General features: G+C 65.8%; 14 protein-coding genes and 2 pseudogenes. 3 read left to right on the top strand and 13 right to left on the bottom strand.

Features of this window, described 5'->3' with window-relative positions; genetic code table 11:
* Positions 1–42: 42 nt before the first annotated feature.
* The 4 genes and pseudogenes from QP181_RS00605 to QP181_RS00590 all read right to left on the bottom strand — a co-directional run bounded on the left by QP181_RS00605 (position 43) and on the right by QP181_RS00590 (position 5,197).
* Entirely contained in the window at positions 43–1,812 is a 1,770-nt protein-coding gene (locus QP181_RS00605; RefSeq protein ID WP_443027499.1) for a DUF885 domain-containing protein, read from the bottom strand.
* Positions 1,809–2,827, bottom strand: a pseudogene (locus QP181_RS00600) (Ldh family oxidoreductase). The gene QP181_RS00605 and the pseudogene QP181_RS00600 overlap by 4 nt, the downstream one beginning before the upstream one ends.
* On the bottom strand, positions 2,824–3,024 hold the full coding sequence (locus QP181_RS00595) for a hypothetical protein (protein WP_333927242.1): 201 nt from the start codon (positions 3,022–3,024) through the stop codon (positions 2,824–2,826). The pseudogene QP181_RS00600 and the gene QP181_RS00595 overlap by 4 nt, the downstream one beginning before the upstream one ends.
* Complete coding sequence (locus QP181_RS00590; RefSeq protein WP_333927241.1) at positions 3,017–5,197, bottom strand: beta-L-arabinofuranosidase domain-containing protein; 2,181 nt, start codon at positions 5,195–5,197, stop codon at positions 3,017–3,019. The genes QP181_RS00595 and QP181_RS00590 overlap by 8 nt, the downstream gene beginning before the upstream one ends.
* 92 nt (positions 5,198–5,289) lie before the next feature.
* Between QP181_RS00590 and QP181_RS00585 the strand changes: the two genes are divergently transcribed.
* Complete coding sequence (locus QP181_RS00585; protein WP_333927240.1) at positions 5,290–7,869, top strand: DUF5695 domain-containing protein; 2,580 nt, start codon at positions 5,290–5,292, stop codon at positions 7,867–7,869.
* 300 nt (positions 7,870–8,169) lie between these two features.
* Here QP181_RS00585 and QP181_RS00580 read toward each other — a convergent pair whose 3' ends face one another.
* The 8 genes from QP181_RS00580 to QP181_RS00545 form a co-directional block, all read right to left on the bottom strand.
* Positions 8,170–10,461: a DPP IV N-terminal domain-containing protein gene (locus tag QP181_RS00580; protein ID WP_333927239.1), complete on the bottom strand. Its 2,292-nt coding sequence runs from the start codon at positions 10,459–10,461 to the stop codon at positions 8,170–8,172.
* Positions 10,461–12,923, bottom strand: a complete 2,463-nt coding sequence (gene galA, locus QP181_RS00575; RefSeq protein WP_333927238.1) for a beta-galactosidase GalA — start codon at positions 12,921–12,923, stop codon at positions 10,461–10,463. The genes QP181_RS00580 and galA overlap by 1 nt, the downstream gene beginning before the upstream one ends.
* Before the next feature lie 15 nt (positions 12,924–12,938).
* A complete protein-coding gene (locus QP181_RS00570) occupies positions 12,939–15,878 on the bottom strand; it encodes a TonB-dependent receptor (protein ID WP_333927237.1) in 2,940 nt (979 codons plus the stop codon).
* A 243-nt stretch (positions 15,879–16,121) separates the two neighbouring features.
* Positions 16,122–16,295, bottom strand: coding sequence for a hypothetical protein (locus tag QP181_RS00565; protein WP_333927236.1), 174 nt, complete (start codon positions 16,293–16,295; stop codon positions 16,122–16,124).
* A 5-nt stretch (positions 16,296–16,300) separates the two neighbouring features.
* Positions 16,301–17,203 (bottom strand): RcnB family protein, encoded by a 903-nt coding sequence (locus QP181_RS00560; protein ID WP_333927235.1) that lies wholly within the window; start codon positions 17,201–17,203, stop codon positions 16,301–16,303.
* 111 nt (positions 17,204–17,314) lie between these two features.
* Positions 17,315–17,800 (bottom strand): free L-methionine (R)-S-oxide reductase MsrC, encoded by a 486-nt coding sequence (gene msrC, locus QP181_RS00555; RefSeq protein WP_333927234.1) that lies wholly within the window; start codon positions 17,798–17,800, stop codon positions 17,315–17,317.
* Positions 17,801–17,996: 196 nt separating this feature from the next.
* Complete coding sequence (gene arfB, locus QP181_RS00550; protein ID WP_093399511.1) at positions 17,997–18,422, bottom strand: alternative ribosome rescue aminoacyl-tRNA hydrolase ArfB; 426 nt, start codon at positions 18,420–18,422, stop codon at positions 17,997–17,999.
* Between the two features lie 15 nt (positions 18,423–18,437).
* Positions 18,438–19,157: an RluA family pseudouridine synthase gene (locus QP181_RS00545; RefSeq protein WP_333927233.1), complete on the bottom strand. Its 720-nt coding sequence runs from the start codon at positions 19,155–19,157 to the stop codon at positions 18,438–18,440.
* On the opposite strand from QP181_RS00545, the gene QP181_RS00540 reads away from it, so the two are divergent.
* A complete protein-coding gene (locus tag QP181_RS00540) occupies positions 19,152–19,952 on the top strand; it encodes a M15 family metallopeptidase (RefSeq protein ID WP_333927232.1) in 801 nt (266 codons plus the stop codon). The genes QP181_RS00545 and QP181_RS00540 overlap by 6 nt on opposite strands.
* Before the next feature lie 192 nt (positions 19,953–20,144).
* Here the strand turns inward: QP181_RS00540 and QP181_RS00535 are convergent, their stop codons facing one another.
* The gene (locus QP181_RS00535) at positions 20,145–20,642 is read right to left on the bottom strand and encodes a hypothetical protein (RefSeq protein ID WP_333927231.1); all 498 of its coding nucleotides are present in this window, start codon (positions 20,640–20,642) and stop codon (positions 20,145–20,147) included.
* A gap of 390 nt (positions 20,643–21,032) precedes the next feature.
* Here QP181_RS00535 and rpoB point away from each other — a divergent pair.
* A pseudogene (rpoB, locus tag QP181_RS00530) lies at positions 21,033–25,190 on the top strand (DNA-directed RNA polymerase subunit beta).
* Positions 25,191–25,296: the final 106 nt, after the last annotated feature.

Below are 25,296 nucleotides of genomic sequence, written 5' to 3'. Positions count from 1 at the left end.
ATGACGGGGGGTGACAGCGCGGGGACGATGGGGAGCCCGCCCTCACTCCTCGTCGGGATACGGCCCCTTGCCACCCGCCGCGATCAGCTCATCCGTACGCGCCTCGATCACCGGCACCGGCACCGATCCCATCTCCAGCATTGCATCGTGGAACGCGCGGATGTTGAACTTCGCCCCCAGCGCGGTCTGCGCCTTCTTCCGCGCAGCCTGGAACGCGATCTGCCCCATGTAATAGGACAGCGCCTGCCCCGGCCACGCTATGTAGCGGTCGACCTCGGTTTCGATCTCGTGGTTCGACAGCGCGGTGTTGTCGTGCAGATAGTCCTGCGCCTGCTTCCGGCTCCAGCCCTTGGCATGGATGCCGGTGTCGACCACCAGCCGCGCCGCGCGCCAGGCCTGGTAGCTCAGCATCCCGAACAGGTCGTACGGCGTCTCGTACATCCCCATGTCCTCGCCGAGCGTCTCGCAATACAGCGCCCAGCCCTCGCCATAGACCGACAGATACGTGTCGCGCCGGAACGCCGGCAGGCTCTTGTTCTCGGACGCGAGCGGCATCTGGAACGCGTGGCCGGGCGCGCTTTCGTGCAGCGTCAGCGCGACCTGCGAATAGAACGGCCGCGACGGCAGGTCGTAGGTGTTGACCAGATAGATCCCCGGCCCGCCGCGCCCGCCGGTGTAGAACGGCGCGATGTCCGCTGGCACCGGCTTGATCGCGAACCGGCTGCGCGGGAGATGTCCGAACCACGACGACGCCTTGCCGTCGAACGTCTTGGCGATCCACGCCGCGCGGTAGAGCAGCTCGTTCGGCATCTTGGGATAGAATTGCGGATCGGTGCGCAGGTGATTGAAGAACGCCTGCAGGTCGCCCTGGAACTTCACGCTCCGCATCACGCCGTCCATCCGGCCGCGAATCTTGGCGATCTCCGCGAGCCCGAGCGCGTGGATCTGTTCGGGCGTGATGTCCTGCGTGGTATATTCGCGGACCTTCGACAAATAATAGGCCTTGCCGTCGGGCAGGTCGTACGCCGCCAGCCCCTCGCGAGCGTGCGGAATATACTCGGTGCGCAGAAACTTCAGCAGCGTCGCATAGGCCGGTGCGACCGACTGCGAGATCGCCGCCGCGCCCTCGGCCCTGAGCGCGGCCTGATCGGCAGCCGGGATCGTCGACGGGAAGCTCTTGAACGGTTCGTAGAACGGCGACTCCTGCGGCGTCTTCGCTTCGGCCACCTGCGCGACACCATTGTCACGCCCCGTCAGAGTCACCCGCGCCGGGGTGAACCCGCGCGCGAGCCCGGCGCGCATGTTGCCGGTCTGCTGATCGAAATAGCGCGGGATCTGGCGCATTACCGCGATATAGTCGCGATAGTCCTTTACCGACTTGAAATTGCCGCGCGAACTCTCCGCCACGTCACCCCAGAAGCTCGTGTCGGCAGTGAGCGGCTTCTCGTAATCGCGAAAGCGTTGCTCGGCGAGCAACGCGTCGATCTGCTGCGCATAGACCGCGTAGTTGATGCGGTTGGCCGGCGACAGACTGGCCGGCGCGATCGCCGCGAGTTGCCGCGACACATCGGTCCAGCGTGCGAGGCGCTCCGCCTGCGCCTTCGGGCCGACATCGGGCAGGCGCGGTGCAGCGGTCGGATTGTCCTCGCCCTGTGCGAACTGGAGCTGCCGCCACGCATATTCCGCCGTGTAGAGCGCCTTGAACCGCGCATCCGCCGACGTCGCCACGGCCGATTTCGGAGTTTTTGGAGGCACCGCCCCCACCGCCGTCGAGCCCAGCGCGAGCAACAGGATCAAAGCCTTCATCGTCATTCTCCTGGAACCAGCGCCATGATGTCGCGGTACAGGGCTGCGGGTATCACCACACCCTCGGTCACACTCCGCGCCCGCGCCGCGTACCGCCGTTGCGAAGGCAATCGAGCACCCTGCCCCTCGATCGCCCCGAACATCGCCTCAGCGCGGGCGAGGTGCTCGGCGACCGCATCGCCGAGGAACCCGACCGGATCGATCGCGATGATCAGTTCACCGCCGATCGGCGACCCACCGCGCGCCGCGTCAGCCTCAAGCGACTCCCGGCTGGTCATGTCGCCGATCAACGGCCCGGCGAGCAGCTCGACCATCGCCGCCAGCGCCGACCCCTTGTGCCCGCCGAACGTCCGCATCGCACCGTTCAGCACCGCCGCCGCGTCGGTGGTCGGCTGCCCGTCCGCATCATAGCCCCAGTCGTCGGGCACCGCCTTCCCCGCACGCCGATGCAGCTCGATCTCACCGCGCGCGACCGCACTCGTCGCGAAGTCGAACACGAACGGTTCGCGGCCTGGCCGCGGCCAGCCGAACGCGATCGGGTTGGTCCCGAACACGGGTTCGGTGCCCCCGCTGGCGCAACCCAGGCATGGCTCGGCGTGACCGCGAGCGCGACGAGCCCGTCCTCCGCCAGCGCCTCGACCTCCGGCCACAACGCCGCGAAATGCACCACGTTGTTCAGCGCCATCGCGGCGATCCCATACGCGCGCGCCTTCTCCGCCAACCGTTGCCGGCCCCGCTCGAACGCGAGTTGCGCGAACCCGCCGCCGCCATCTACCTGCACGAGGGCGCGCGCCGGCTCGCTCACCACCGGCTCGGCATCGAGCGCGACGACACCCTTGGCGATGCTGTTCGCCGCGACCAGCAGCCGGTAGATGCCGTGGCTCGCGCAACCGTCGCGCTCGCCCGAGACCATCGTTTCCGCTACAGCCTCGGCATGCGGACGCGACAGGCCAGCCCCGAGCAGGACTTTTCGCGCAAGCCCCCGCACCTCGTCGAGCGTCATTGGTACATCTTCGCTCATGCGGTTGCGCCCGGCTTGGCAGCGACCATTCGTACCCCGAACACCGGCCCCGCCGACGACCGATCATGCGGTACAAACCGCACCTTCACGTTCGCCTTGCCCTTGGTCAGCCCGATCGGCAGCGGGTAATCAACATCGAAGAACTTGCCCGGCTGATCCGCCTCCAGATGCTGCGTCGCCACCTTCACATTATCCACGAGGATGTCGAAATCGCGCGCGCTCTTCGCCCCAATAGGTCGCCTGCACCACCAGCGGCCCCGGCCGCGTCTTCATCGCGAACTCGAAATAGCCGCCCGACCTCGCATCGCGCCCATTCCGCCCGCGATAGCTGACCGGATACGAGATTTCCGACGTCAGTGCATGATCGCGCTCGGGCTGCATCTCGCCGAGGTGCATCACGTCGACCGACCGCGCGGCGAGATCCTTCAGCCGCGCCTGCTCGGTCAGGAACGCCGCTTCCTCGGTCTTCCACGCGGCCTCGCTAAAGCGCTTGAAATACACCGCGCTACGCCGGTCATACTGGCTGTAGAACGGCACGAAATTGAGGTCGGCGGGCCGGATGATCCCCTTCGTAGCGTAACGTGCCCCGGCGCCAGCCGTCGGCGTGAACGCGGCGAGCAGATGCGCGCCGACCATCGCCGGATCGGCCTGCTCCCATTTCGCCTCGGTCGAGCCGAGATCGGCGGCCATCACCATCGGCCCGCGGAGCACCGCGACCGTATCGACGTCGCCTGGTGCACTCTCCAGCCGCAGGTCGAGCGGCACGGTAATCGCGACGACATCCCCCGCCTTCCACCGCCGCTCGACGATCGCATAGCCCTTCGCCAGCACCGGCTCGACCGCCGCGCCGTTGACCGTCACCGTCGCGCGCCCGTTCGCCCAGCCCGGCACGCGCAGCGCGATAGGAAACCGCCCCGGCCTTGCCAGCTTCGTCAGCGTCACCCGCGATTCCGGCTCGAACGGATAGCGCGTATCGAGCGTCAGCACCGCACCGCGCGCACGCCACTGCGCCTCCGCCGGGATGTAGAGATTGACCAGCAGCGTATCGCCGCCCTCCCAGAAGATCGCCTCGCCGTGCTTGGCATGGCTCTCCATCCCCGTACCGACGCAGCACCAGAACGCGTCGTCCTTCGGCGTCGAATATTCGCGCGCGGTGCCCGTCATCAGCGGCGTCATATAGGTGAAGCCGGCAGTCTTCGGGTCCTGCGCCGCCATGATGTGGTTCAGATGCGCGCGCTCGTAATAGTCGAACATCGCGCCGTCCGGTGCCCAACCATAGAGCTGCTGCGTCAGCTTCAGCATGTTGTAGCTGTTGCAATGCTCGCAGGTCTGCTCGGTGATGTGGTTGGCGATGCTGTCGGGGCCGGAGAAATACTCGCGGTCGGCATTGCCGCCGATCACATAGCTGTGATGCTGCGTGACGGTCGTCCAGAAGAACCGCGCGGCGTTCGCAGGTGCGGGTTTGCCGTTCAGTTCGTGGATCCGCGCCAGCCCGACCAGCTTCGGCACCTGCGTATTGGCATGGAAGTTGGCCAGCTTGTCCTCACCCGCGACCATCGGATCGAGCATCTTCCGGTCGTACAGCCGCTCCGCGACGTCGAGCCATTGCTTGTTCCCGGTGCGCGCGGACAGCTCGGCATAGCTCTCGTTCAACCCGCCATATTCGCACCCGAGCAGCGTCTGCATCTGCGCATCGTCGAGCGCCGCGAACACTTTCGCGAAATACGTCGCGAGTCCCGTCGCGACGCCAAGCGCCTGCGTGTTGCCCCACGCGGCGTGCACATCGAGCAGCCCCGCGAACACCTTGTGCACCGTATAGAGCGGCGACCACGAGCCGTTGAGATCGAACCCGCCCGACTTGATCTCGCCGCGCATCACCTCGGGGAAGATCTCCTCGCCGTCGACGATCGTCCCGTCCTTCCGCTTGCGCCCCAGCGCGCCGACATAACCGGTGCCGCGCTTCGCCTGCGCCCGCGCCAGCTCGGCGACGATGTAATCGGCGCGCGCGCGACACTCGGTATCACCGGTCTGTGCGTGCATCAGCACCAGCGCGGTCAGATAATGACCGAGCGTATGCCCGGCGATCGTGTCGCTTTCCCACCCGCCATAGAGCGGCGCCTTTGCAGGCAGCCCGGCATAGACCATGAAGTTATGCAGCAACCGATCCGCGCTCAACCGCAGCAGATACGCGCGATTGACCTCGACCGCGGTCGCGTAGGCGGACGGGAGCAAGCGCACCGTCGACAACGGCAAAGGCTTGGCCTTGGTCGGGAGTGAGGTCGACGCCCCCTTGCCAAACGCCTGTTCGCCCACCGACAACAGCGCCACCGCGGTCGTCCCCATCAATACATCCCGGCGGTTTGCGAACATCTTTATCTCCATTCGGATATCGTATACTATACGTACAGGGAAGTGGCGCAAGCGTCATTTCGCACCCACCGTCGAGCCCGAGCGAGCCATTCATGACCGCATTCCGCCCCCTCCTCGCGCTCCTCTTGATCGGCACCGCGACGCTGCCCGGGTATGCGCAACCTAAGCCTGCCAAGCCCGCCAAGCCAAGCTATCGACCGATTGCGCAGACCGCGCTTCGCACCCCCGCCTTCCGCGTCGCACTGCGCACCGACACGCAGACGCTCGCCCGGCTATCCCCCGCCGCAGAGCCCGGCTTCGACTTCGTCCCCGGCGCCCGCGAAGCCGAGCGCGCTGGGGACGGCTATGTCCATATCGGCGACATCCACCTCCGCGTGCGGCAATCCGGTAACGCCTGGACCGACTTCGCCTCCGCACAACACCGCAAGGCGATCCGCCGCCTGCCCGCGACCGGCGCGACGCTGGCCGCCGCCGACATCACCGCCTCCCTCGGGACCGCTAGCCCGTTGCGTGTCGAGCGTCGCTGGATCGACGACCACGGCGTCCTCGCGCTCCGCTTCACGCTGACCAACACCACGACCGCCCCGGTGGAGATCGGCGCGCTTGGGCTGCCGATGGTGTTCGACAATATCATCACCGACCGCAGCCTCGAACAGGCGCATGCGCAGGCGAGCTTCGTCGATCCGTATTTCGGCCGCGACGCCGGCTACCTCCAGGTCACCCGGCTCAACGGCGCGGGTCCGGCGCTGCTCGTGCTCCCCGAAAAGCGCACGCCGCTCGAAGCCTACCGCCCGATCCTCGAAGCCGCCAAGGCGCCCAAGGGCGACATCTTCACCGACCGCAGCAAGCGCGGCCAGACCTCCGAAGGCTTCTACGACTGGACCGTCGCCAGCAAAGCCTTCGCGGAGAAGGAATGGGCGAAGGCGGGCGAGCAATGGAACACGCCTACCAGCTTCACGCTTGCCCCCGGCGCGGCGCGCACGATCGGCGTCCGCTTCGTCACCGCGCCGTCGATCGCGGCCATCGAGGACACGCTCGTCGCGAACCACCGCCCCGTCGCGGTCGGCATCCCCGGCTACGTCGTTCCGACCGACCAGGACGCCTCGCTGTTCCTCAAGACGCCGCAACCGATCGCCAAGGTCGAGAGCTTCCCCGCTGGCGCACTCACCGCGACCGTCACCGCCGGGGCGAAAGGCTGGGCCCGCTACACCGTCCGCAGCAAGGGCTGGGGCCGCGCGAGCCTCGCCATCACCTACGCCGACGGCAGCGTCCAGACGGTCAGCTATTACATCACCAAGCCGCTCGACCAGACGATGGCCGACCTCGGCCGCTTCTCGACTACCCAGCAATGGTACGAGGACAAGGCCGACCCGTTCGGCCGCAACCCCGCGATCCTCACCTATGACCGCGAGGCCGGTAAAGTCGTGACGCAGGACCCACGTGTCTGGATCTCGGGCATGAGCGACGAAGGCGGCGCGGGCAGCTGGGTCGCGGCGATTTCGAAACAGCTCGACAACCCCGACCCCACCGAGATCGCCAAGCTGCAACGCCTCGTCGACGAGACGATCCAGGGCGACCTGCAAGTCCCGGACGGCCCGCATGCCGGCGCGGTGCGGAAGAGCCTGTTCTATTACGACCCCGCCGCGCATCCCGGCTATTACGACCCGACCGTCGACTGGAAGACCTGGACGTCGTGGTCGAAGAAGGACGCGGGCGATCTTGGTCGCGCGTACAATTACCCGCACGTCGCGATCGGCCACTGGGTGCTGTACCGCGTCGCGCGCAACCACCCCGGCCTCGTCACCGCGCATCCGTGGCGCTGGTATCTCGACCATGCCTATCAGACCACCACCGCGATGATGCGCGACGCGCCCTATTACACGCAGTTCGGGCTCATGGAGGGCGACGTGTTCGTCGACATCCTCAAGGACCTGAAGCGCGAAGGCCTGACCGCGGAGGCGACCGAGATGGAACGCCTGATGAAGCAGCGCGCCGATCACTGGCGCACGCTACGCTATCCGTTCGGCAGCGAGATGGCCTGGGATTCGACCGGCCAGCCCGAGGTCTACGCCTGGATGCGCTATTTCGGTTACCAGCCGCAGGCCGACGTGACGCGGAAAGTGATCCTCGCCTACGACCCGACGATCCCGAGCTGGGGCTATAACGGCAATGCACGCCGCTATTGGGACTTTCTCTACGGCGGCAAATACCCGCGGATCGAACGCCAGCTCCACCATTACGGCTCGACGCTCAACGCCGTCCCGCTGTTCGACGCCTACCGCGCCGACCCGACCGACCTGCGGCTGTTGCGGATCGCCTATGGCGGCATGATGGGCGGGATCACCAACATCGACCGCGACGGGTTTACCTCCGCCGCGTTCCACTCCGCGCCCGACATGATGAAATGGGACCCGTATAGCGGCGACTACGGCATGGGCTTCTACGGCCACGCGATCACCGCCGCGAGCTATCTGGTGAACGACCCGACCTTTGGCTGGCTCGGATTCGGCGGCAATGTCGACCAAACGGCGGGCGTGGTCAGTATCACCCCGAAGGACGGCGCCCGCACGCGGCTCTTCATCGCCCCCGCCGGATTGTGGATCACGCTGGAGGCGGGAAAGATCGCGCGCGACATATGTGCCGGCGACAGGGGCGATTACGCTGACGCTTGATGCGGCGACGAAGATCAATCCAGCCGCACGCGTGTTCGTCGAGACGACGACCAAGACCGGTCGGTCTTACACGATGGCAGGAGCCCAGTTCGAACGCGGCGGCTACACCGTCCCACTGGGATCGGCACCAATCAGTCTTAGCCTGTCACCTCAATAGTCAGAACACCACCCCGGCGGAGGCCGGAGCCCAATTGGAAAGGTCACCGTGACGAAGGACCGTCCACAGTCAGCGACGTCCCCCAATTGGGCCCCGGCCTCCGCCGGGGTGGGACGTTGAGGGGCATGTATCTCAGTCTGCCCTCACTTGACCCCATTCCACTCCGGCACGGCTTCCCCGGCCAGCTCCCGAACGAAAAATCCGAACTGCCGCCGCGCGACATAGTCGATCGGCCCGGTCGAGCGCCCGACGCTATGCTCGCCGCCCGGCACCGCCAGCAACTCGAAATCCTTCCCCGCACGGATCAGCGCATCGGCCACCTGCATCGTCGAGGCGGGGTCGACGTTGCTGTCCTGCTCGCCGACGATCATCAGCAGCTTGCCGGTCAGTTGCGCGGCATGATCGACGCCCGATGCGGCGGCATAGCTCGCATCCACCGGCCAGCCGAGCCACTGTTCGTTCCAGCTGATCTTGTCCATCCGGTTGTCGTAGCAGCCCGCATAGGCCACCCCGACCTTGTAGAAATCGCCGTGGAACAGCAGCGCGTTGAGCGTGCTCTGCCCACCCGCCGACGCGCCGTAGATCCCGACCCGGCCGATATCGTAGGACGTGTCCTTCGCCGCCAGCGCGCGGTGCCAGAGGATACGATCGGGAAAGCCCAAATCCGCGAGGTTCTTCCACGCGACATCGTGGAATGCCTTCGAGCGGTTGGCGGTCCCCATCCCGTCGATCTGCACGACGATGAAACCAAGATCGGCCTGCTCCTGCATCCCGATGACCTTGTCGCCGCCGGAATGATAGCCGAACGGCCAATATTGCTTGGGCACGAAACTGTCGTGCGGCCCGGCATAGATGTTCTCGATCACCGGATAGCGCTTGCGCGGGTCGTAGTCGTGCGGGCGGACGACGACGCCCCAGATGTCGGTCTTGCCATCACGACCCTTCGCGACGAACACCTCGGGCGGCCGAGACCCCGCTGCACGCAACGCGCTGTCGTCGCCCTTGGTGATCGTCGCGACCAGCGCGCCGTCGCTCGACCGGTGGAGTTCGCTGATGGTCGGCAGATCGACGCGCGAATAGGTGTCGACATACAGCGTCCCATCGGGCGAGAACCGCGCGTCGTGATCCGCCTTTGCGGGCGTCAGCGCGGTCAGGTGGCGACCGTCGAAATCGATCCGGTAGACGTGGCGAAAATACGGGTCCTCGCCCGCATTCATTCCGCCCGCCGCAAACACGATCTGGCGCTTGGCATCGTCGACCTGGATGACATCGCGTACGACCCAGGCCCCAGTCGTGATCCGGTTCTTCACCTTCCCGGTGCGACCGTCGATCAGGTACAGATGGTTCCAGCCATCGCGCTCCGACGCCCAGACGATCTCGGCGCCGAGACCGTTCACCTCGTGCGCATAGCGTCGGTCGGCGAACACGAAGGTCTTCGCATCCTCGGTCACCGCGGCGTGCGCAACGCCGGTCTCCGCATCGACCGCGACGATCCGCGCCTGCCCGAAACCGCGCCGGACATAATCGAACGCCACGCTCCGTCCGTCACTCCGCCAACGCGGCGCAGAGAGTTCATACGGGTTGGGAAACAGCGCGTCGTCGATCACCGTCTGCCGCCGGGTGGCGACGTCGAACAGCACCGGCCGTTCCTGATCGATTGCGTCGCCGGGCTTGGGGTAGAGCTGGCTCTGCAACTTCGGCTGGAGCTGGTCTCGCGGCGACGATTCGACCCGCAGCACGTGCCGCTGATACCCCGGACGAACGCGGTGGATCATGATGTAGCGACTGTCCGGCGACCAGCGCAGCGTCTCCGGATCGTAAAAATCGCCCGCGCTTCCATCGACGCTGAGCGGCACGATCGTGGTGGCGCCGGTCTTGCGCACGACAAGGTTGTCGCCCTGTACGAACGCGGTCCAATTCCCATCGGGCGAAACCTTCGGACTATTGTCCGCCGGCACCGACATATCGCGCACCACGCCAAATCCGCGCGGTCGGCTCCGATCGACCGCCGCCTCGCAGCGATACACAACGATCCCGCACTGCCAGCGCGTCTCGTCGAGCGAGAACGCGATCGCCTTGCCATCCTCTGCATAATCAAAATCGGCAAACGGCAGGTGCATCGGATCGACCGCCTCGTGTCGCGCATCGCCCAGCGCCGCCGCAAGCTTCGCCGTATCGAATGCGGCCGACTTTGCGAGCGTCTTCGCGTCAACCGTCTCGAACGCGAACCCGCCCGCCACCGTCTTGCGATACGAAAAGCGCCGCCCATCCGGCGTCCAGTGCGCCGGCCACGCGACGTCGCGCGTGAGATCCTGCCACGCCCGCCGCAAGCCGATCGAGCGCCGAAACGCGGCCTCGTCTGGTGCAGCGTGCGCCGCCGCCGATGCACACAGCAACACTAGCGCAAGCGCCCGCGACGAACGACGTATCAGCATCAGATGTCCTTGGTCAGACCGATCAACGGCAGCATCGCCGGCACCAGCCCGTCACCGCGCGCCTCGAGCCGGATCGGCCCGCCCTTCGCACCCGCCTGCACCAGTGCCATGCACAAGCCGTTGAACGCAGAGCGCGACGTCGCATGATCGGGCTCCAGACTCCGCGGATCGCCATTGCCGACGCCGAGCAGCTTGGCATCACCTGTCAGCGCGAACGTCACGCGATCCGACGCCGTCGGCATCTCGCGGCGTTTCGCATCGAGGATCGCGACCCGCACCACCGCGACCTCGCCCGGCGCCAGTTGCCGCCGATCGCTCGACAGCCCGATCCGCGCTGCCGCCCCGGTCGTCTCGCGTACCGCGTGCATCACGCGCTTGCCGCCGCGATACCCGTGCGCCTCGATCCGCCCCGCCGCATAGGGCACCTGCCATTCGAGATGTTTGTTCTTCACCACCGCCTGCCGCCCGAGGCTCCGCCCGTTCAGGACCAGTTCGACCGCCTCGCAGTTGCTGTGCACCCACACCGATACCGGCTGGCCCTCGCGCCCCGCCCAATTCCAGTGCGGGAACAGGTGCAGCACCGGCTCGCCGCTCCACCACGCGCGGTAGTAAAAGTAATTGTCCTTGGGGAAGCCGCACAGGTCCATCTGGCCGAAGTTCGAGACGTTCTCGGGCCAGCGTTCGAACGGGGTCGGCTCGCCCCGATAGTCGAACCCGGTCCACACGAACCCGCCGCTCAGGAACGGCCGCGCGTCGTAGAAACTCCACCATTTTTCCGCGGTGGTCGCCCATTTGGGGAATTCGCGGTCGTACGCCGGTACGAAGCCGGCCTTTTCGTCGCGCGCATATTCGCCGCGGGTCATCACCGTGCTGCCCGTCTCGGTCCCGATCATCGGCATGTCGGGATGCGCGTCATGATACGGATCGATCGCGTCGAGGTAGTAATTGCACCCCATCACGTCGAGCACGCGCGACGCCCCCTCGCCGAACTTGCCGTTGAACGCCTCCGTCACCGGCCGCGTCCCGTCGAGTTCGTAGACCTTGCGCTTCATCGTCTCGGCGATCCGCGCGCCGGTTTCGGTGCCGCGGTGGATCTCCTCGTTGCCGATGCTCCACAGGACGATGCTCGGATGATTGCGCCCCTGCCGGACCATCCGTTCGAGCTGCCCCAGGCCCTCGGCATTGCTCGACATCTGCCGCGTCTCGTCGATCATCAGGATGCCCATCCGGTCGCACGCGTCGAGGATCGCGGGCGACGGCGAATGATGCGTGGAGCGATAGGCGTTGCTGCCCATCGCCTTCAGCCGTTCGAGTCGCCAGACGTGCAGGCTGTCGGGCACCGCGAAGCCGACCCCGGCATGATCCTGGTGGTTGCAGGTGCCCTTGATCTTGACCGGCTTGCCGTTGAGGAAGAACCCGTGGTTCGCGTCGAACCGGATCGTGCGGATGCCGAAGGTGGACGTGTCGCGATCGACCAGCGTGCCGTCGACAAGGATCTCGCTGATCAGCGTGTAGAGATGCGGCATTTCCAGCGACCAGAGCGCAGGCGCGACGATGCGGGTCTCCTGCGTCGCGGTCGTCGCGCCCCAAGCCGGCAGCGCGAGCGGGTCCGCGAACAGCACTAGGCTCTTCCCGTCTGGACCGATCACCGTCGATCGAACCCGCGCCTCACACGCAGGGCCATCATTCGCGATCTCGGTTGCAACCCGGACCGTGGCGCCGCCGGTCTCGACGGAACAGCGCACCGTGGCACCCCAGCGCCGGACATGCACCGGCGCGGTCTTCACCAACCGCACGTCGCGGTAGAGCCCCGCCCCCTCGTACGACCACGCCTCGCCGAGGCTCACGTCGCAGCGGATGACGAGCACATTGTCCTCGCCGGGCTTGGCGAAATCCGTGACGTCGATCTCGAACGGCGCATACCCGCTCTCGGTCGAGCCGACGACGAAGCCGTTGAGTATCACGAGACAATCGCGCGCGACCCCATCGAACTGGAGCAGCAACCGCCGCCCCGCGTCCGCCTTGGCCAACGCAATCACCCGGCGATACCAGCCGACGCTGGTCGCCGGCCACATCCGCCCGACCGGCTTGAACCCCTGGAAAGATCCGGTCCGGTCCGCCTCGCTCCCCGCCGGCCCGAACTCTTCGAACGGCAAGTCGACCGCCCAGTCGTGCGGCAGCGTTACTGCCGTCCATGCGCTGTCGTCGAACTTGGGCTCGGCAACCGGCGTGCCGACATCGCCCGACTTGGCGTAGGTGTCATGCGAGCGCCCGAACCCGAAATCCTTCGCCGGATCGCTCGCGTGGCCGAGATGGAACCGCCACCCCGTCGCCAGCGACACGATCTCGCGTAGGCTGGCCGAGCCCGTCCCCGCCGCACCGATCGGCACGGCGGGGAGGATCGTCGCGAGCGCGGTCACGCCACCCGTCTTCAGAACGTCGCGGCGGACCAGGTTCGTCATAGCGTTATCCAAGCGTCAGAAGTTCACCGTCGCGCCGACGAACAGCGTGCGGCCCAGCACGTCATACACGCCGGGATAGGTGTTGCCGTTGCCGAACGACGACAGGATGCCCGAGGCGATCGCCGGCGGATCCTTGTCGAACAGGTTGTTGACGCCGGCGCGAAGCTGGAGCCCCTCGCCGACCGCGACCGTGCCCGCGAGATCGATGTAGTTGTACGCCGAGATCTTCCGGTTGATCACGCTCGGCGTCCCCGCGAGGAAGGTGTTGTCCGACAGCGACGACAATTTGACCTGGTCGATATGCCGCCACGACACCGACACGCTCGCGCCCTGCGGCATCTGCCATGTGGTGCGCATCACGTGCCGCCACTTCGGGTTGGGCTGGCCACAGGTGTACCCGAACAACCCCTTGCAGTCATAGCTGCCCAGCCCCTTCAGCGGCTCGGATACCTGCGAGATCAGCCGCGTGCCGACCATGTTGAGGTTAAGCTTGCCGAGCGCGCCGATCCCCAGCGTGTAATCGGCGGTGAGATCGATCCCCGACGTCTTGAGCGACCCGGTGTTGTACGTGGTCGACACGATATAGCCGTTGCTGCCGAACAGCGCGCCCGAACGCGGGTCGCGCGTGAACAGCCCGCAATAGAACGGATCGCTCGCCGCGACGCACTGGCTGATCGCGAGCGACGGATCGACCGAGCTGATATAGTCCTTCACCTTGATGTGGTAATAATCGACCGACAGCGTGAAGTTGCGCACCATCCGCGGCGTCAGCACCATGCCGAGCGTATAGGTGTCGGCCTTTTCAGGCTTCAGCGCAGAATTGCCGCCATATTGCGCCGAGCACGTATCCGACGGGCACTCGACGATGTTGCCATATTGCGCCTGCATCACGCCGGTCAGGCGGCAGATATCGAGCGAGGCGGTGGGCGACGTCCCCGAACACGGATCCTGTGCGGAGACGTTGCCGATCGAGCGCGAGCCGAACAGCTCGCCGATGTTCGGCGCACGGATCGCCCGGTTATAGCTGAAGCGGAACCGCGCATCCTTGACCGGCGCCCAGCTTGCCTCGCCCTTGTAGGTCCAGACGTTGTATTGCGACTTCAACCCGGTCGACTGCTGGCTGTTGCGATACGCGGAATAGCGCAGGCCGCCGTTGAGCGTCAGTTCGTGCGCGAACGGCAGGTCCTGCAGGATCGGGATCTCGATCTCGCCATAGCCTTCATTGACGGTGATGCGGCCATCCGAATTGGTCGTGCCGCCCTGCTGCGCGATCGCGTCCGCGGTGAAGTTGAGCGTCTCGCGACGATGCTCGCCGCCCAGCGCGATGTTGACGCCGCGCTTCGCCCAGGGGCTGGAGATGCCGAACGTCCCGAGGTCGCCATTCACGTTCGCGGACATCACGTCCAGCACGTTGCGCGACGCGGTGTTGCTCTCCGAAAACAGGTACGCGCCCTGCGCATCGGTGATCGCGTTCGCCTGGAACACGTTGATCGGCACGCACGCCGGGTCGCTGCCATCGATGACCGAGCGACAGGTCGGAACCCCGCCGACGTTGACCACGTCGAGCGCACGCTGCGCCTTCACATTGTCGACGTTGTTCAGATACGTCTCGTTGTAGCGCACCAGGGAATGCAGATAGTTGACGTCGTAGCGGAAGCCGTGACCGAGATCGCCACGGACACCTGCGGAATAGCGATAGTCCTGATGGCGCAGATCGTCGCGACGCGACTGGCCCGAGCCGAGGCGATAACCGATCAACGTATCCTGCGTCGCCGACGTCCCCGCCGCCGCGCCGCACAGCGACTGCTGCTGCGACGCGCTCATCAGCGGGTTGTTGCAGGGGACGGTGAAGGTGGTGCCGAGGAACAATGCGGACGGCGCGACCTGCGAGAAGGTGTGATCCTTCATGTACATGAAGCTGCCATAGACTTCGGCGATCGGTGCGATCTCGAACTTGGCAAACGCGCCGCCGGTAATGCGCTCGTCGGAGCGCTGGAAGTAGTTGGTCGGCGCGTAGTTGTACGCATAGGCCGAGGTGTAGGGCACCCAGGTCGGCGTGCCGTTGGCGTTGTTGGTCAGCGTCCTGCCCGAGTTGGGCCCGCCGAGCGGCACGAACGTTCCGATCGGCGTGTTGCTCGATCCGCCGCAGATGAAACCATTGCCCGCGGCATCCGACGGGTTGAGCGCGCAGGCGGAGACATCGCGGTTCGCCTGGAGCACCGGATCGGTGTGACGATAGCCGCCATAGACGGTGATGTTGCCGCGCCCGTTCGCGAAATTCTTGCCGTACGCCGCGTTCAGGTCCTGCTTGCCGCCATCGGCGACGCGGCCCGGCGCGTTCGCATAGCCACGCGTGGTCAGGACGTTGCGCACCCCGCTGTTGTCGTTGGTGTGCAACCCAAGCCCGGACTGGACGTCGATCCGCAGCCCGTCGAGATGATCCTTCAGCACGAAGTTGACGACGCCCGCGACCGCGTCCGAGCCGTAGACCGCGGACGCGCCGCCGGTCACCACGTCGACCCGGTCGATCAGCGCCGACGGCACGAAGTTCAGATCGATCGCCTGCTGCGGCATCAAGCGCTGGCCGTTGAGCAGGATCAGCGTGCGGTTCGAGCCCAGGTTGCGCAGGTTGATGTTGGCGGTGCCGTCCGACCCGTTCGAGACGTTCTCGTTCGCGTCGGCGGTGAACTGCGGCAGGCGGTTCAGCACGTTCTCGACGTTGACCGCGCCCTGATACTTGATCTCCTGGTCCGTCACCGAGGTGATAGGACTGTTGCTGGCCAGATCGGGGCGGCGGATGCGCGTGCCGGTGACCACGATGGCGTCGTCTGCGCCCGACTCGGCGGTTGGCTGCGGCACGGGCACGACCTGCGCATAGGCACTCGACGAGAGCAGCATCGCGACCATCGCGCCCAAGCTCGACCGATTACGAAGTTTTCCGACCAAAAATGTCATGAGTGCCCGCGCCCCTGTTTGGATGTTGCGCGCAATCCATCACGTCACCGTGATTATGTCAAATATAATATACGATATCCTATATTCATATCGAGCGGATTAGGTGGTTATGGTCTCGGGAGCGCCTGGGCTCCAACCGGAGCCAAGCTCGCGACAGGGGTGACAGGCCAAAAAAACGCACGCCCCTAAGGACGTGCGCTGATTTTCCGGCTGATCCGCTGGCTGAGCGGCAGCAAATCGCGGTCAACGGCAGTTGCACGTCGGACGCGCCCGGACGCGCTTTCGCCACGCCTTTCGCGGCGTGTACGACACCGTGTCGTAATATTCGGTCGTGGTCGTCGTCGTTACCATCGGGGCGGACTGGACCACGACCGTGGTTCCGCCGGCGGGATAGACGCTGCCGCTGGTCGTCGTCACCGTCGTCAGGCCGTCGGGCGAAACCCAGCTTCCGCCGGGCGCCGCGGCGTAGCCACGCGGTTGCGCATAGCCAGCGCCATAGGAGACGGGGGTGCGTAGACGGGCGCGTAAGTAGCCGGCGGCGCATAGCCCGCGCCGTAATCGGCCCGTGGCGGCGGTGCGCGCCGACCGCGATCTTCGCCCTTGTCGATCGCATAGCCCGCCGCTGCCCCGACACCTGCACCGATCAGCGTGCCACCCAAGCGATTGCCACGTCCTGCGATGACATTGCCTGCAACGCCGCCTGCGACCGCACCGATCGCCGCGCCGCCGAGACCCGTGTCGCGCCGCGGTGCGCGGTCGTCATAGGGTGCGGCATAACCGCGGTCGGCCGGGCCTGCATAGACCGAGTCGTTCTGCGCATAATCCCGTGGCGCGACCGCGGTGTAACCACCGGAGTCATAGCGGTCCCAGTCGGTGTCGCTCACCGTATCGTACACCGAACCGCGCTGATCGATCAGGACGGCATCATCGTAATAGCGCGCCCAGTTATACCCCTGTGGCGGCTGCGGCAGGCCATAGCGCGACCAGTCGTTGATGTAGAAGCGCGGCGCGTTCCAATAGCCCGGCACCGCCCAGCCCCGATGCGGACGACGGTACGCGGCCCAGCCGCCTGGCGCGTTCGCCCCGCCCCACCAGCGCCCGCCGATCTTGCTGCCCCAGCGCGACGCGCGGTGACCGGCAGGCTGTGACGACGTGTAGACGACGGGCGGACGGGCGGCGATCGGCCCCGGGCGGTACGGCGCTTGCATCGGCGCCTGCATCACCGTGCCGGGGACGTCGTAGCTGGCGCCGGGGCGGTGCTGCGCGTCCGCTGCGCCGCCACTCGCCAGTGCTATCCCCGCGCCTGCGATCAAAAGCCTCCGCATGTCCGTCTCCCTGGTTTCGCCACCCTATCCCGCGCAAACGCCGAATATCTTAACAGGTTGCTTACCAAAGCCGGGAGGGACTCGCCAGCGAGCGTGCCGTCCCGAAACGGATCAGATCGCGAGACGTTCGGCGAGCAATGCCGCGAGTGCTTCGCACCCTGCCGCGTCTTCGGCGTCGAACCGCGCGGGTTCCGGGCTATCGAGGTCGAGCACCGCGATCAACGCCCCGTCCTTGGTGACCGGCACCACCAGTTCTGAACGGCTGGCCGCATCGCAGGCGATGTGACCGGGGAACGCGTGGACGTCCTCGACCAGTTGCGTCTTCAGCGTCGCGGCGGCGGCCCCGCAGACGCCCTTGCCGACCGGGATGCGGATGCAGGCGACCTTGCCCTGGAACGGGCCGAGCACGAGCTCACCTTCGACCAGCCGGTAGAAGCCTGCCCAGTTCAGGTGGGGGAGATATTCCCATACCAGTGCGGCGGCGTTGGCCATGTTGGCGATCGGGTCGGTCTCGTCCGCGGTCAGCGCGTCGAGCGCGGCGAGCAGGTCGCGGTAGAGATCGGCCTTGGTGCCGGCGGCAATATTGAACTGGTACATCTGTCTTCCTTGGTCGGCGACTTGACGGAACTGGCACGCTCCAAAATTCGTCATCCCAGCGAAAGCTGGGATCTCCATGTTGGCGCCGGCGGTCCGTTCCTCAAGGATACCCCAGCTTTCGCTGGGGTGACGGGCTTTGAGGTGCGGGTGAGCGGCAACGGGCTTTGAGGGGCGGGTGAGCGGCAAAGAGTGTCGCTCAATCGTCGCGGACCTTGCCGCGGCCCGCCTTGACCCCGCTCCGTACCTTCTTCGTATCGACCCGCCGCGCCTTGGCTGCTTTCGACGGCTTGGTCGCGCGGCGCGCTTTGGGGACGATCGTCGCTTCCTTGATCAGCGCCACCAGCCGCTCGCGAACCTCCTGGCGGTTGAGCAGTTGCGACCGCGAGCCTTCGCTGCGGAGTACCAGCACGCCGTCGCGCGTGAGGCGCGATCCGGCCAGCACCGCTATGCGGTTCTTCACCGCCAGCGGCAGGCCGGGCGAAAGGCCGACGTCGAAGCGCAGGATCACCGCGCTGTCGGTGGTGTTGACGTGCTGACCGCCCGGGCCGCCCGAACGGGTCGTGCTCTCGATCAGCTCGCTGTCGTCGATCGAGATCGATCGGGTGATCGGGATCGCGACCATCAGCCCCTCGCCCGCTCAGTCGTCGGCGGAGTCGGGCGCCGTTACCGCATCGGCAGCCGGAGCTACGTTCGCGACCGAAGCCGCCTCGTCGGCGAACCCGGCTTTCGCGAACCGCTCTGGGAGCGGCGCTTCGGCGAGCACATCGGGCTTGCCCGGGCGCGGCACGATCAGGCGTTGCGCGTGGAGCATCATGCCGAGCCCGTCCGCCTTGCCATAGACGCCATCGCCGACCACCGGCGCACCGAGGCCGCTCGCGGCGTGGACGCGGATTTGATGCGTGCGGCCGGTCTCGGGCAGGAACTCGACCAGCGAGCGGCCGTCCCTGATCTCGAGCACGCGCCACTTGGTGCGCGACTTCTTGCCCTCGGGGTCCTCGACCATCCGCCAGCCGGTTTCGGCCGTGCTGACCTTGCCGAGCGCCATCTCGATCAGGCCGGACGTCCCTTCAACCACGCCGTCGAGCAGCGCGACGTAGCGCTTCGAGACGAGTCCCTGCTCGAACGCCTGCTGCAACCGGGCATGCGCCTTGGGGTTGCGCGACAGGAGCAGACAGCCGCTCGTGTCGCGGTCGAGCCGGTGCACGGCCTTGGGCCAGCGCTGGAAGCCGAACTTCAGGCTTTCGAGATGATTTTCGAGGCTCAACGAGCCATCGCGGGGCGGATCGACCGGCAGCCCCGCGGGCTTGTCGATCACCAGGGCCTCGCCGTCGAGGAAGAGTACGCGTTCACCATGCATGCCGCCGCCCTTGCCATCATTAGCGCCTGCGTGCCAGAGCCCGCGTCGATGTTGCACCGCACGCTGGCTCTCGCGCTCCTCTTCGCCCCGACCGTGGCGGAGGCCCAATTGTGCGAAGGGCAGAGCGCCGCGATCGCCCCCGACGGTCGCGCGTTCGGGCATTTGCCCTACGGCGACGCGCCCGAAACCGAGCTGGTCACGCTGCCGTCCGAATATTCCGTGGGCAATCCGTGCGTGGTGCGTGCCGACATCCTTCCTGACCTGTTGCGACTGTTCGCGGCGGCGCAGGGCGATCCTTCGGTGATGGGTCAGCTCCGCGCGCTGTCGTGCCAGCGGTCGATCGCCCGCCAGCGCAGCGTCTTCTGTCGCGGCGAGACGAGCAGCCCGGCCGATCGGGCGATCTCGGTCGCGCCGCCGGGGTATAGCGAACATTCGACCGGCTTTGCGCTGGATTTCGCGGTGCGGCCGGCGAACGGGTGTCCCGATGCGGAGGCGTGCATGGCCGCGACGCCTGCCGCGCGCTGGCTGCGGGCGAACGCGCCGCGGTTCGGGTTCGAGCAGAGCTTTCCCGGTGGCAACAAACAGCATGTGAAGTGGGAGCCGTGGCATTGGCGCTGGGTCGGGGCCACCGAGGCCGCCCCGGGCGCGGCGAAGGCGCGGTTCGTGTTCGCGCGGGCGCGGCGATTGTATCCGGCTGATCCGGGAGTGTTGCCGCTGGTGGTGAAGGTTGTGGCGCAACCGCCGGTGCCGGTGGCGCCTGTGATTGCCGTGCCGTCGAAGAAGAAGCGGCGGTAGCCAGCGCCGAGGCCTCGCTGACGATCCACAACGGCTCCACCCCGGCGAAGGCCGGGGCCCAATTGGGGGGCGCCGATGATTTAGCGCGGCGCTCCTTTACGACCACCTCACCAATTGGGCCCCGGCCTTCGCCGGGGTGGTACTATCTGGCGGACTCGCCCTGACATTACCAGCTAGTCGCCCCGCCGTCCCTCAGTGCAGCACCAGGCCACCCGGACGCACGACACCGTCGCGCAGCGCATGGTCGTAGAGGATCTCGGTCTCGAGCATCACCTGGCTCGACAGCCGATCGAGCATCGATTCCGCCTGGACGCCGAACTTTTCCCATTCGCCGGGCGCGATGATCGGCAGCCAGTGACCGATGAACGCCTTCCAGTCGGAGCGGAGGATGTCGAGATTCTCCTCCATCGTCGCGATCGTGTCGGGCGAATACTTCGCCTCCATCGCCATCACCGTGCGATCGATGACCTCGTCCTCAAGGTCGAGATGCTTGGCGACGGTGATCGCGAGTTCGATCAGCTTGCGCGACGCGATGCCGCTCTGCTCGCGTGAACCTTGCGCCAGATCGGCGAGTACGACGCACTGCTCGGCGATCCGCTTGTGATCATCGAGTAGTTGCGCCCAGTTCGCGCGATCCTCGTCGGAGGCCGCGTGGACCATCACCCTGTCGGTTGTCACCTTGTCGTTCATCCTGCCGTATCCCCCATACGTATACGATCGACGCCCTACTGCGGATGCGCCTAGCGTTGCAGGCGATCCACAATCTATAGTATTTTCGACACTCTCGGCGTTTCAAAACGACCCGCCCTCAATCTCGGCCCTCAATCTCGATAGCTAGAGCATTGCGTCACACATCGACATCCGCCCTTTGACATGACGCCGTGCTACGCCTATATCCGCATTTCACCACAGCATCCGGGAAATGACATGCCGTCGCGCAGCGTGTCGATCGTATTGGATACCGAGGTTTCATACGCTGAGAGCCGCCGCACCTGATGCGCGCGGCCTTTTTGCGTGAACGTGCGTCCCGCTCGGGGGTTCCCGAGCACGAATTTTCGGCTGACGAGGCAAAATAAACCTATGGCATCCAAGGCGATCGAACACGGCACTGCAAAGCGCCGTATCCGCAAGGTTTTCGGCAACATCCACGAAGTCGTGCAGATGCCGAACCTGATCGAAGTCCAGCGCGAGAGCTACGAGCAGTTCCTGCGCTCCGACAAGTCGATCGGCCACGTCTCGGGTCTCGAGAAGACGCTGCGCAGCGTGTTCCCGATCCAGGATTTCGCCGGCACCGCCTATCTCGATTTCGACGATTACGTCCTTGAGCCGCCGAAGTTCGACGTCGAGGAATGCCGCCAGCGCGGGATCACCTACGCCGCGCCGATGCGCGTCACGCTGCGCCTAACCGCGTTCGAGGTCGATCCGGATACCGAGGCCAAGTCGGTCATCGATATCAAGGAGCAGGACGTGTACATGGGCGACATGCCGCTCATGACCGAGAACGGCACGTTCTTCATCAACGGCACCGAGCGCGTCATCGTCAGCCAGATGCACCGTTCGCCGGGCGTCCTGTTCGATCACGATCGCGGCAAGACGCACGCATCGGGCAAGTATCTGTTCGCAGCACGCGTGATTCCGTATCGCGGTTCGTGGCTCGATTTCGAGTTCGACGCGAAGGACATCGTCAACGTCCGCATCGATCGCAAGCGCAAGCTGCCCGTCACGGCGCTGCTCTACGCGCTCGGCATGACGTCGGAAGAGATCCTCAACTATTTCTACAACCGCGTGACGTTCGTCCGCGGCCAGGGTGGCTGGATCGTTCCGTTCCAGGTCGAGAACTGGCGTGGCCAGAAGCCGATGTTCGACATCGTCGATGCGAAGACCGGCGAAGTCGTGTTCCCGAACGGCCAGAAGATCAGCCCCCGCGCTGCGAACAAGGCATTCAAGGACGGCCTGACCGACCTGCTGATCCCGACCGAGGAAATCTTCGGCCGCTATTCGGCATATGACCTGATCGACGAGTCGACCGGCCGCATCTACATCGAAGCCGGTGACGAAGTTACGTCCGAGAACCTCGAACTGCTCGACCAGGCAGGCATCGAGCGTCTCGACCTGCTCGACATCGATCACGTCGCGACGGGTCCGTGGATCCGCAACACGCTCAAGGTCGACAAGGCCGAAGAGCGCGAGCAGGCCCTCAGCGACATCTACCGCGTGATGCGCCCCGGCGAGCCGCCGACGCTGGAAACGGCAGAGGCATTGTTCTCAGGGTTGTTCTTCGATCCGGATCGCTACGACCTGTCGGCGGTCGGCCGCGTGAAGCTCAACATGCGTCTCGACCTCGACGTCGAGGACACCGTGACGACGCTGCGCACCGAGGACATTCTCGAGGTCATCAAGACGCTCGTGAACCTCAAGGACGGCAAGGGCGAAATCGACGATATCGACAACCTCGGCAACCGTCGTGTCCGTTCGGTCGGCGAGCTGCTCGAGAACCAGTACCGCGTCGGCCTGCTCCGCATGGAGCGCGCCGTGAAGGAGCGCATGTCGTCGGTCGACGTCTCGACGGTCATGCCGAACGACCTGATCAACGCGAAGCCTGCGGTTGCCGCGGTCCGCGAATTCTTCGGCTCGTCGCAGCTGTCGCAGTTCATGGATCAGACCAACCCGCTGTCGGAAGTCACCCACAAGCGTCGCGTGTCGGCACTTGGACCAGGTGGTCTGACCCGTGAGCGTGCCGGCTTCGAAGTCCGCGACGTTCATCCGACGCATTACGGCCGCATCTGCCCGATCGAGACGCCGGAAGGCCCGAACATCGGCCTGATCAACTCGCTCGCCAGCTTCTCGCGGGTGAACAAGTACGGCTTCATCGAGACGCCGTACCGCAAGGTTGTCGACCACAAGGTGACCGACGACGTCGTGTACCTGTCGGCGATGGAAGAGGCCAAGCACACGATCGCGCAGGCCAACGCCGAGCTCGATCTCGTCGAACGGCTTCGTCGAGGAGCTGGTGTCGTCGCGTCAGGCTGGCGAATTCCTGATGGCGCTGCCCGACAACATCACGTTGATGGACGTCAGCCCCAAGCAGCTCGTCTCGGTCGCCGCATCGCTCATTCCGTTCCTGGAAAACGATGACGCCAACCGTGCACTGATGGGCTCGAACATGCAGCGTCAGGCCGTGCCGCTCGTCCAGGCCGAGGCGCCGTTCGTCGGCACCGGCATGGAAGAGACGGTTGCGCGTGACTCTGGTGCAGCGATTTCGGCAAAGCGTGCGGGCATCGTCGACCAGGTCGACGCGGCGCGTATCGTGATCCGGGCAACCGGCGAGATCGATGCCGGCAAGTCGGGCGTCGACATCTACACGTTGATGAAGTTCCAGCGCTCGAACCAGTCGACCTGCATCAACCAGCGTCCGCTGGTGAAGGTGGGCGATGCGGTTCGTGCCGGCGACGTGCTCGCCGACGGTCCGTCGACCGAGTTCGGCGAGCTGGCGCTGGGTCGCAACAGCCTCGTCGCGTTCATGCCGTGGAACGGCTACAACTACGAGGATCTCGATCCTGATCTCCGAGCGGATCGTGAAGGACGACGTGTTCACGTCGATCCATATCGACGAGTTCGAGGTGATGGCTCGCGATACGAAGCTCGGGCCTGAGGACATCACGCGCGACATCCCGAACGTCGGCGAGGAAGCCCTTCGCAACCTCGACGAGGCGGGCATCGTCTACATCGGTGCAGAGGTCGAGCCGGGCGATATCCTTGCCGGCAAGATCACGCCGAAGGGTGAATCGCCGATGACGCCGGAGGAGAAGCTTCTCCGTGCGATCTTCGGCGAGAAGGCCAGCGACGTTCGCGATACGTCGCTTCGCCTGCCGCCGGGCGTGTCGGGTACGGTCGTCGACGTTCGCGTCTTCAACCGTCACGGCATCGACAAGGACGAGCGCGCGATGGCGATCGAGCGCGAGGAGATCGAGCGCCTGAAGAAGGATCTCGGACGACGAGCGTTCGATCCTGAACCGTGCGACCTGGTCGCGTCTTCGCGAGATGCTGCTCGACCAGACCGCCACCTCGGCGCCGAAGGGCGTCAAGAAGGGCGTCGTGATCGACATGGATCTGCTCGACAGCGTCGACCGCCACGAGTGGTGGAAGTTCGCGGTCGCCGACGACAAGGTCCAGAGCGATCTGGAAGCGGTCAAGATCCAGTATGACGATGCAGCCAAGCTGATCACGGACAAGTTCCACGATCGTCGCGAGAAGCTGGAGCGTGGTGACGAGCTGTCGCCGGGCGTGCTGAAGATGGTCAAGGTGTTCGTCGCGGTGAAGCGCAAGCTGCAGCCGGGCGACAAGATGGCCGGCCGTCACGGCAACAAGGGCGTCATCAGCCGCATCCTGCCGGCGGAGGACATGCCGTTCCTCGCCGACGGTACGCCGGTCGATATCGTGCTCAACCCGCTGGGCGTGCCGTCGCGCATGAACGTCGGTCAGATCTTCGAGACGCATCTGGGCTGGGCCGCACGTGGCTTGGGTCAGTCGATCACCGCGGCTCTGGAGACGTGGCGTGAAGAGAATCCGGATGCCAAGCCGGGTGCGATGCCGGAGGCGGTCCGTGATCGCCTGAAGACGGTGTACGGCGAGCAGTATCACGCCGAGATCGACGCCCGCACGGGTGACGAGATCGTCGAGCTCGCCAAGAACCTGAAGGGTGGCGTGCCGATGGCGACGCCGGTGTTCGATGGTGCCCGCGAAGCCGACGTTTCGGCGATGCTGGCGCTGGCGGGCCTCGACACGTCGGGTCAGTCAGACCTGTTCGACGGCCGCACCGGCGATCAGTTCGATCGCAAGGTGACGGTGGGCTACATCTACATGCTGAAGCTCCACCATCTGGTCGACGACAAGATCCACGCACGGTCGATCGGGCCGTACAGCCTCGTCACGCAGCAGCCGCTGGGTGGTAAGGCGCAGTTCGGTGGGCAGCGCTTCGGCGAGATGGAGGTCTGGGCACTCCAGGCCTACGGCGCGGCGTACACCTTGCAGGAAATGCTGACGGTGAAGTCGGACGACGTGGTCGGCCGCACCAAGGTCTACGAGGCGATCGTCAAGGGCGACGACACGTTCGAGGCCGGCATCCCGGAGAGCTTCAACGTGCTCGTCAAGGAAATGCGCTCGCTCGGCCTGAATGTGGACCTGAAGCAGTCGGAGCCCGGCTTCGACAGCGACGGCATCCAGATCGCGGCGGAGTAAGCCTCGCTCCTCCCCTCCCGCGACGGGTTCCCATCAAAGTAATACTTTGACGGGGCCCTACCGGGAGGGGTCGGGGAAGGCCTGTCCCCGCAGGCACCACCCCGAG

Source organism: Sphingomonas sp. LR55 (assembly GCF_036856015.1).
Taxonomy (GTDB): domain Bacteria; phylum Pseudomonadota; class Alphaproteobacteria; order Sphingomonadales; family Sphingomonadaceae; genus Sphingomonas.
Note: the sequence above shows the minus strand (reverse complement) of the source record. Positions and strands in the feature narration are given on the sequence as shown.

Excerpts from the sequence above, each read along its gene's own strand:
- QP181_RS00605 (WP_443027499.1), bottom strand. The coding sequence starts at position 1,812 with ATGACGATGAAGGCTTTGATCCTGTTGCTCGCGCTGGGCTCGACGGCG.
- QP181_RS00590 (WP_333927241.1), bottom strand. The coding sequence starts at position 5,197 with ATGTTCGCAAACCGCCGGGATGTATTGATGGGGACGACCGCGGTGGCG.
- QP181_RS00585 (WP_333927240.1), top strand. The coding sequence starts at position 5,290 with ATGACCGCATTCCGCCCCCTCCTCGCGCTCCTCTTGATCGGCACCGCG.
- QP181_RS00580 (WP_333927239.1), bottom strand. The coding sequence starts at position 10,461 with ATGCTGATACGTCGTTCGTCGCGGGCGCTTGCGCTAGTGTTGCTGTGT.
- galA (WP_333927238.1), bottom strand. The coding sequence starts at position 12,923 with ATGACGAACCTGGTCCGCCGCGACGTTCTGAAGACGGGTGGCGTGACC.
- QP181_RS00570 (WP_333927237.1), bottom strand. The coding sequence starts at position 15,878 with ATGACATTTTTGGTCGGAAAACTTCGTAATCGGTCGAGCTTGGGCGCG.
- QP181_RS00560 (WP_333927235.1), bottom strand. The coding sequence starts at position 17,203 with ATGCGGAGGCTTTTGATCGCAGGCGCGGGGATAGCACTGGCGAGTGGC.
- msrC (WP_333927234.1), bottom strand. The coding sequence starts at position 17,800 with ATGTACCAGTTCAATATTGCCGCCGGCACCAAGGCCGATCTCTACCGC.
- arfB (WP_093399511.1), bottom strand. The coding sequence starts at position 18,422 with ATGGTCGCGATCCCGATCACCCGATCGATCTCGATCGACGACAGCGAG.
- QP181_RS00540 (WP_333927232.1), top strand. The coding sequence starts at position 19,152 with ATGCATGCCGCCGCCCTTGCCATCATTAGCGCCTGCGTGCCAGAGCCC.
- QP181_RS00545 (WP_333927233.1), bottom strand. The coding sequence starts at position 19,157 with ATGCATGGTGAACGCGTACTCTTCCTCGACGGCGAGGCCCTGGTGATC.
- QP181_RS00535 (WP_333927231.1), bottom strand. The coding sequence starts at position 20,642 with ATGAACGACAAGGTGACAACCGACAGGGTGATGGTCCACGCGGCCTCC.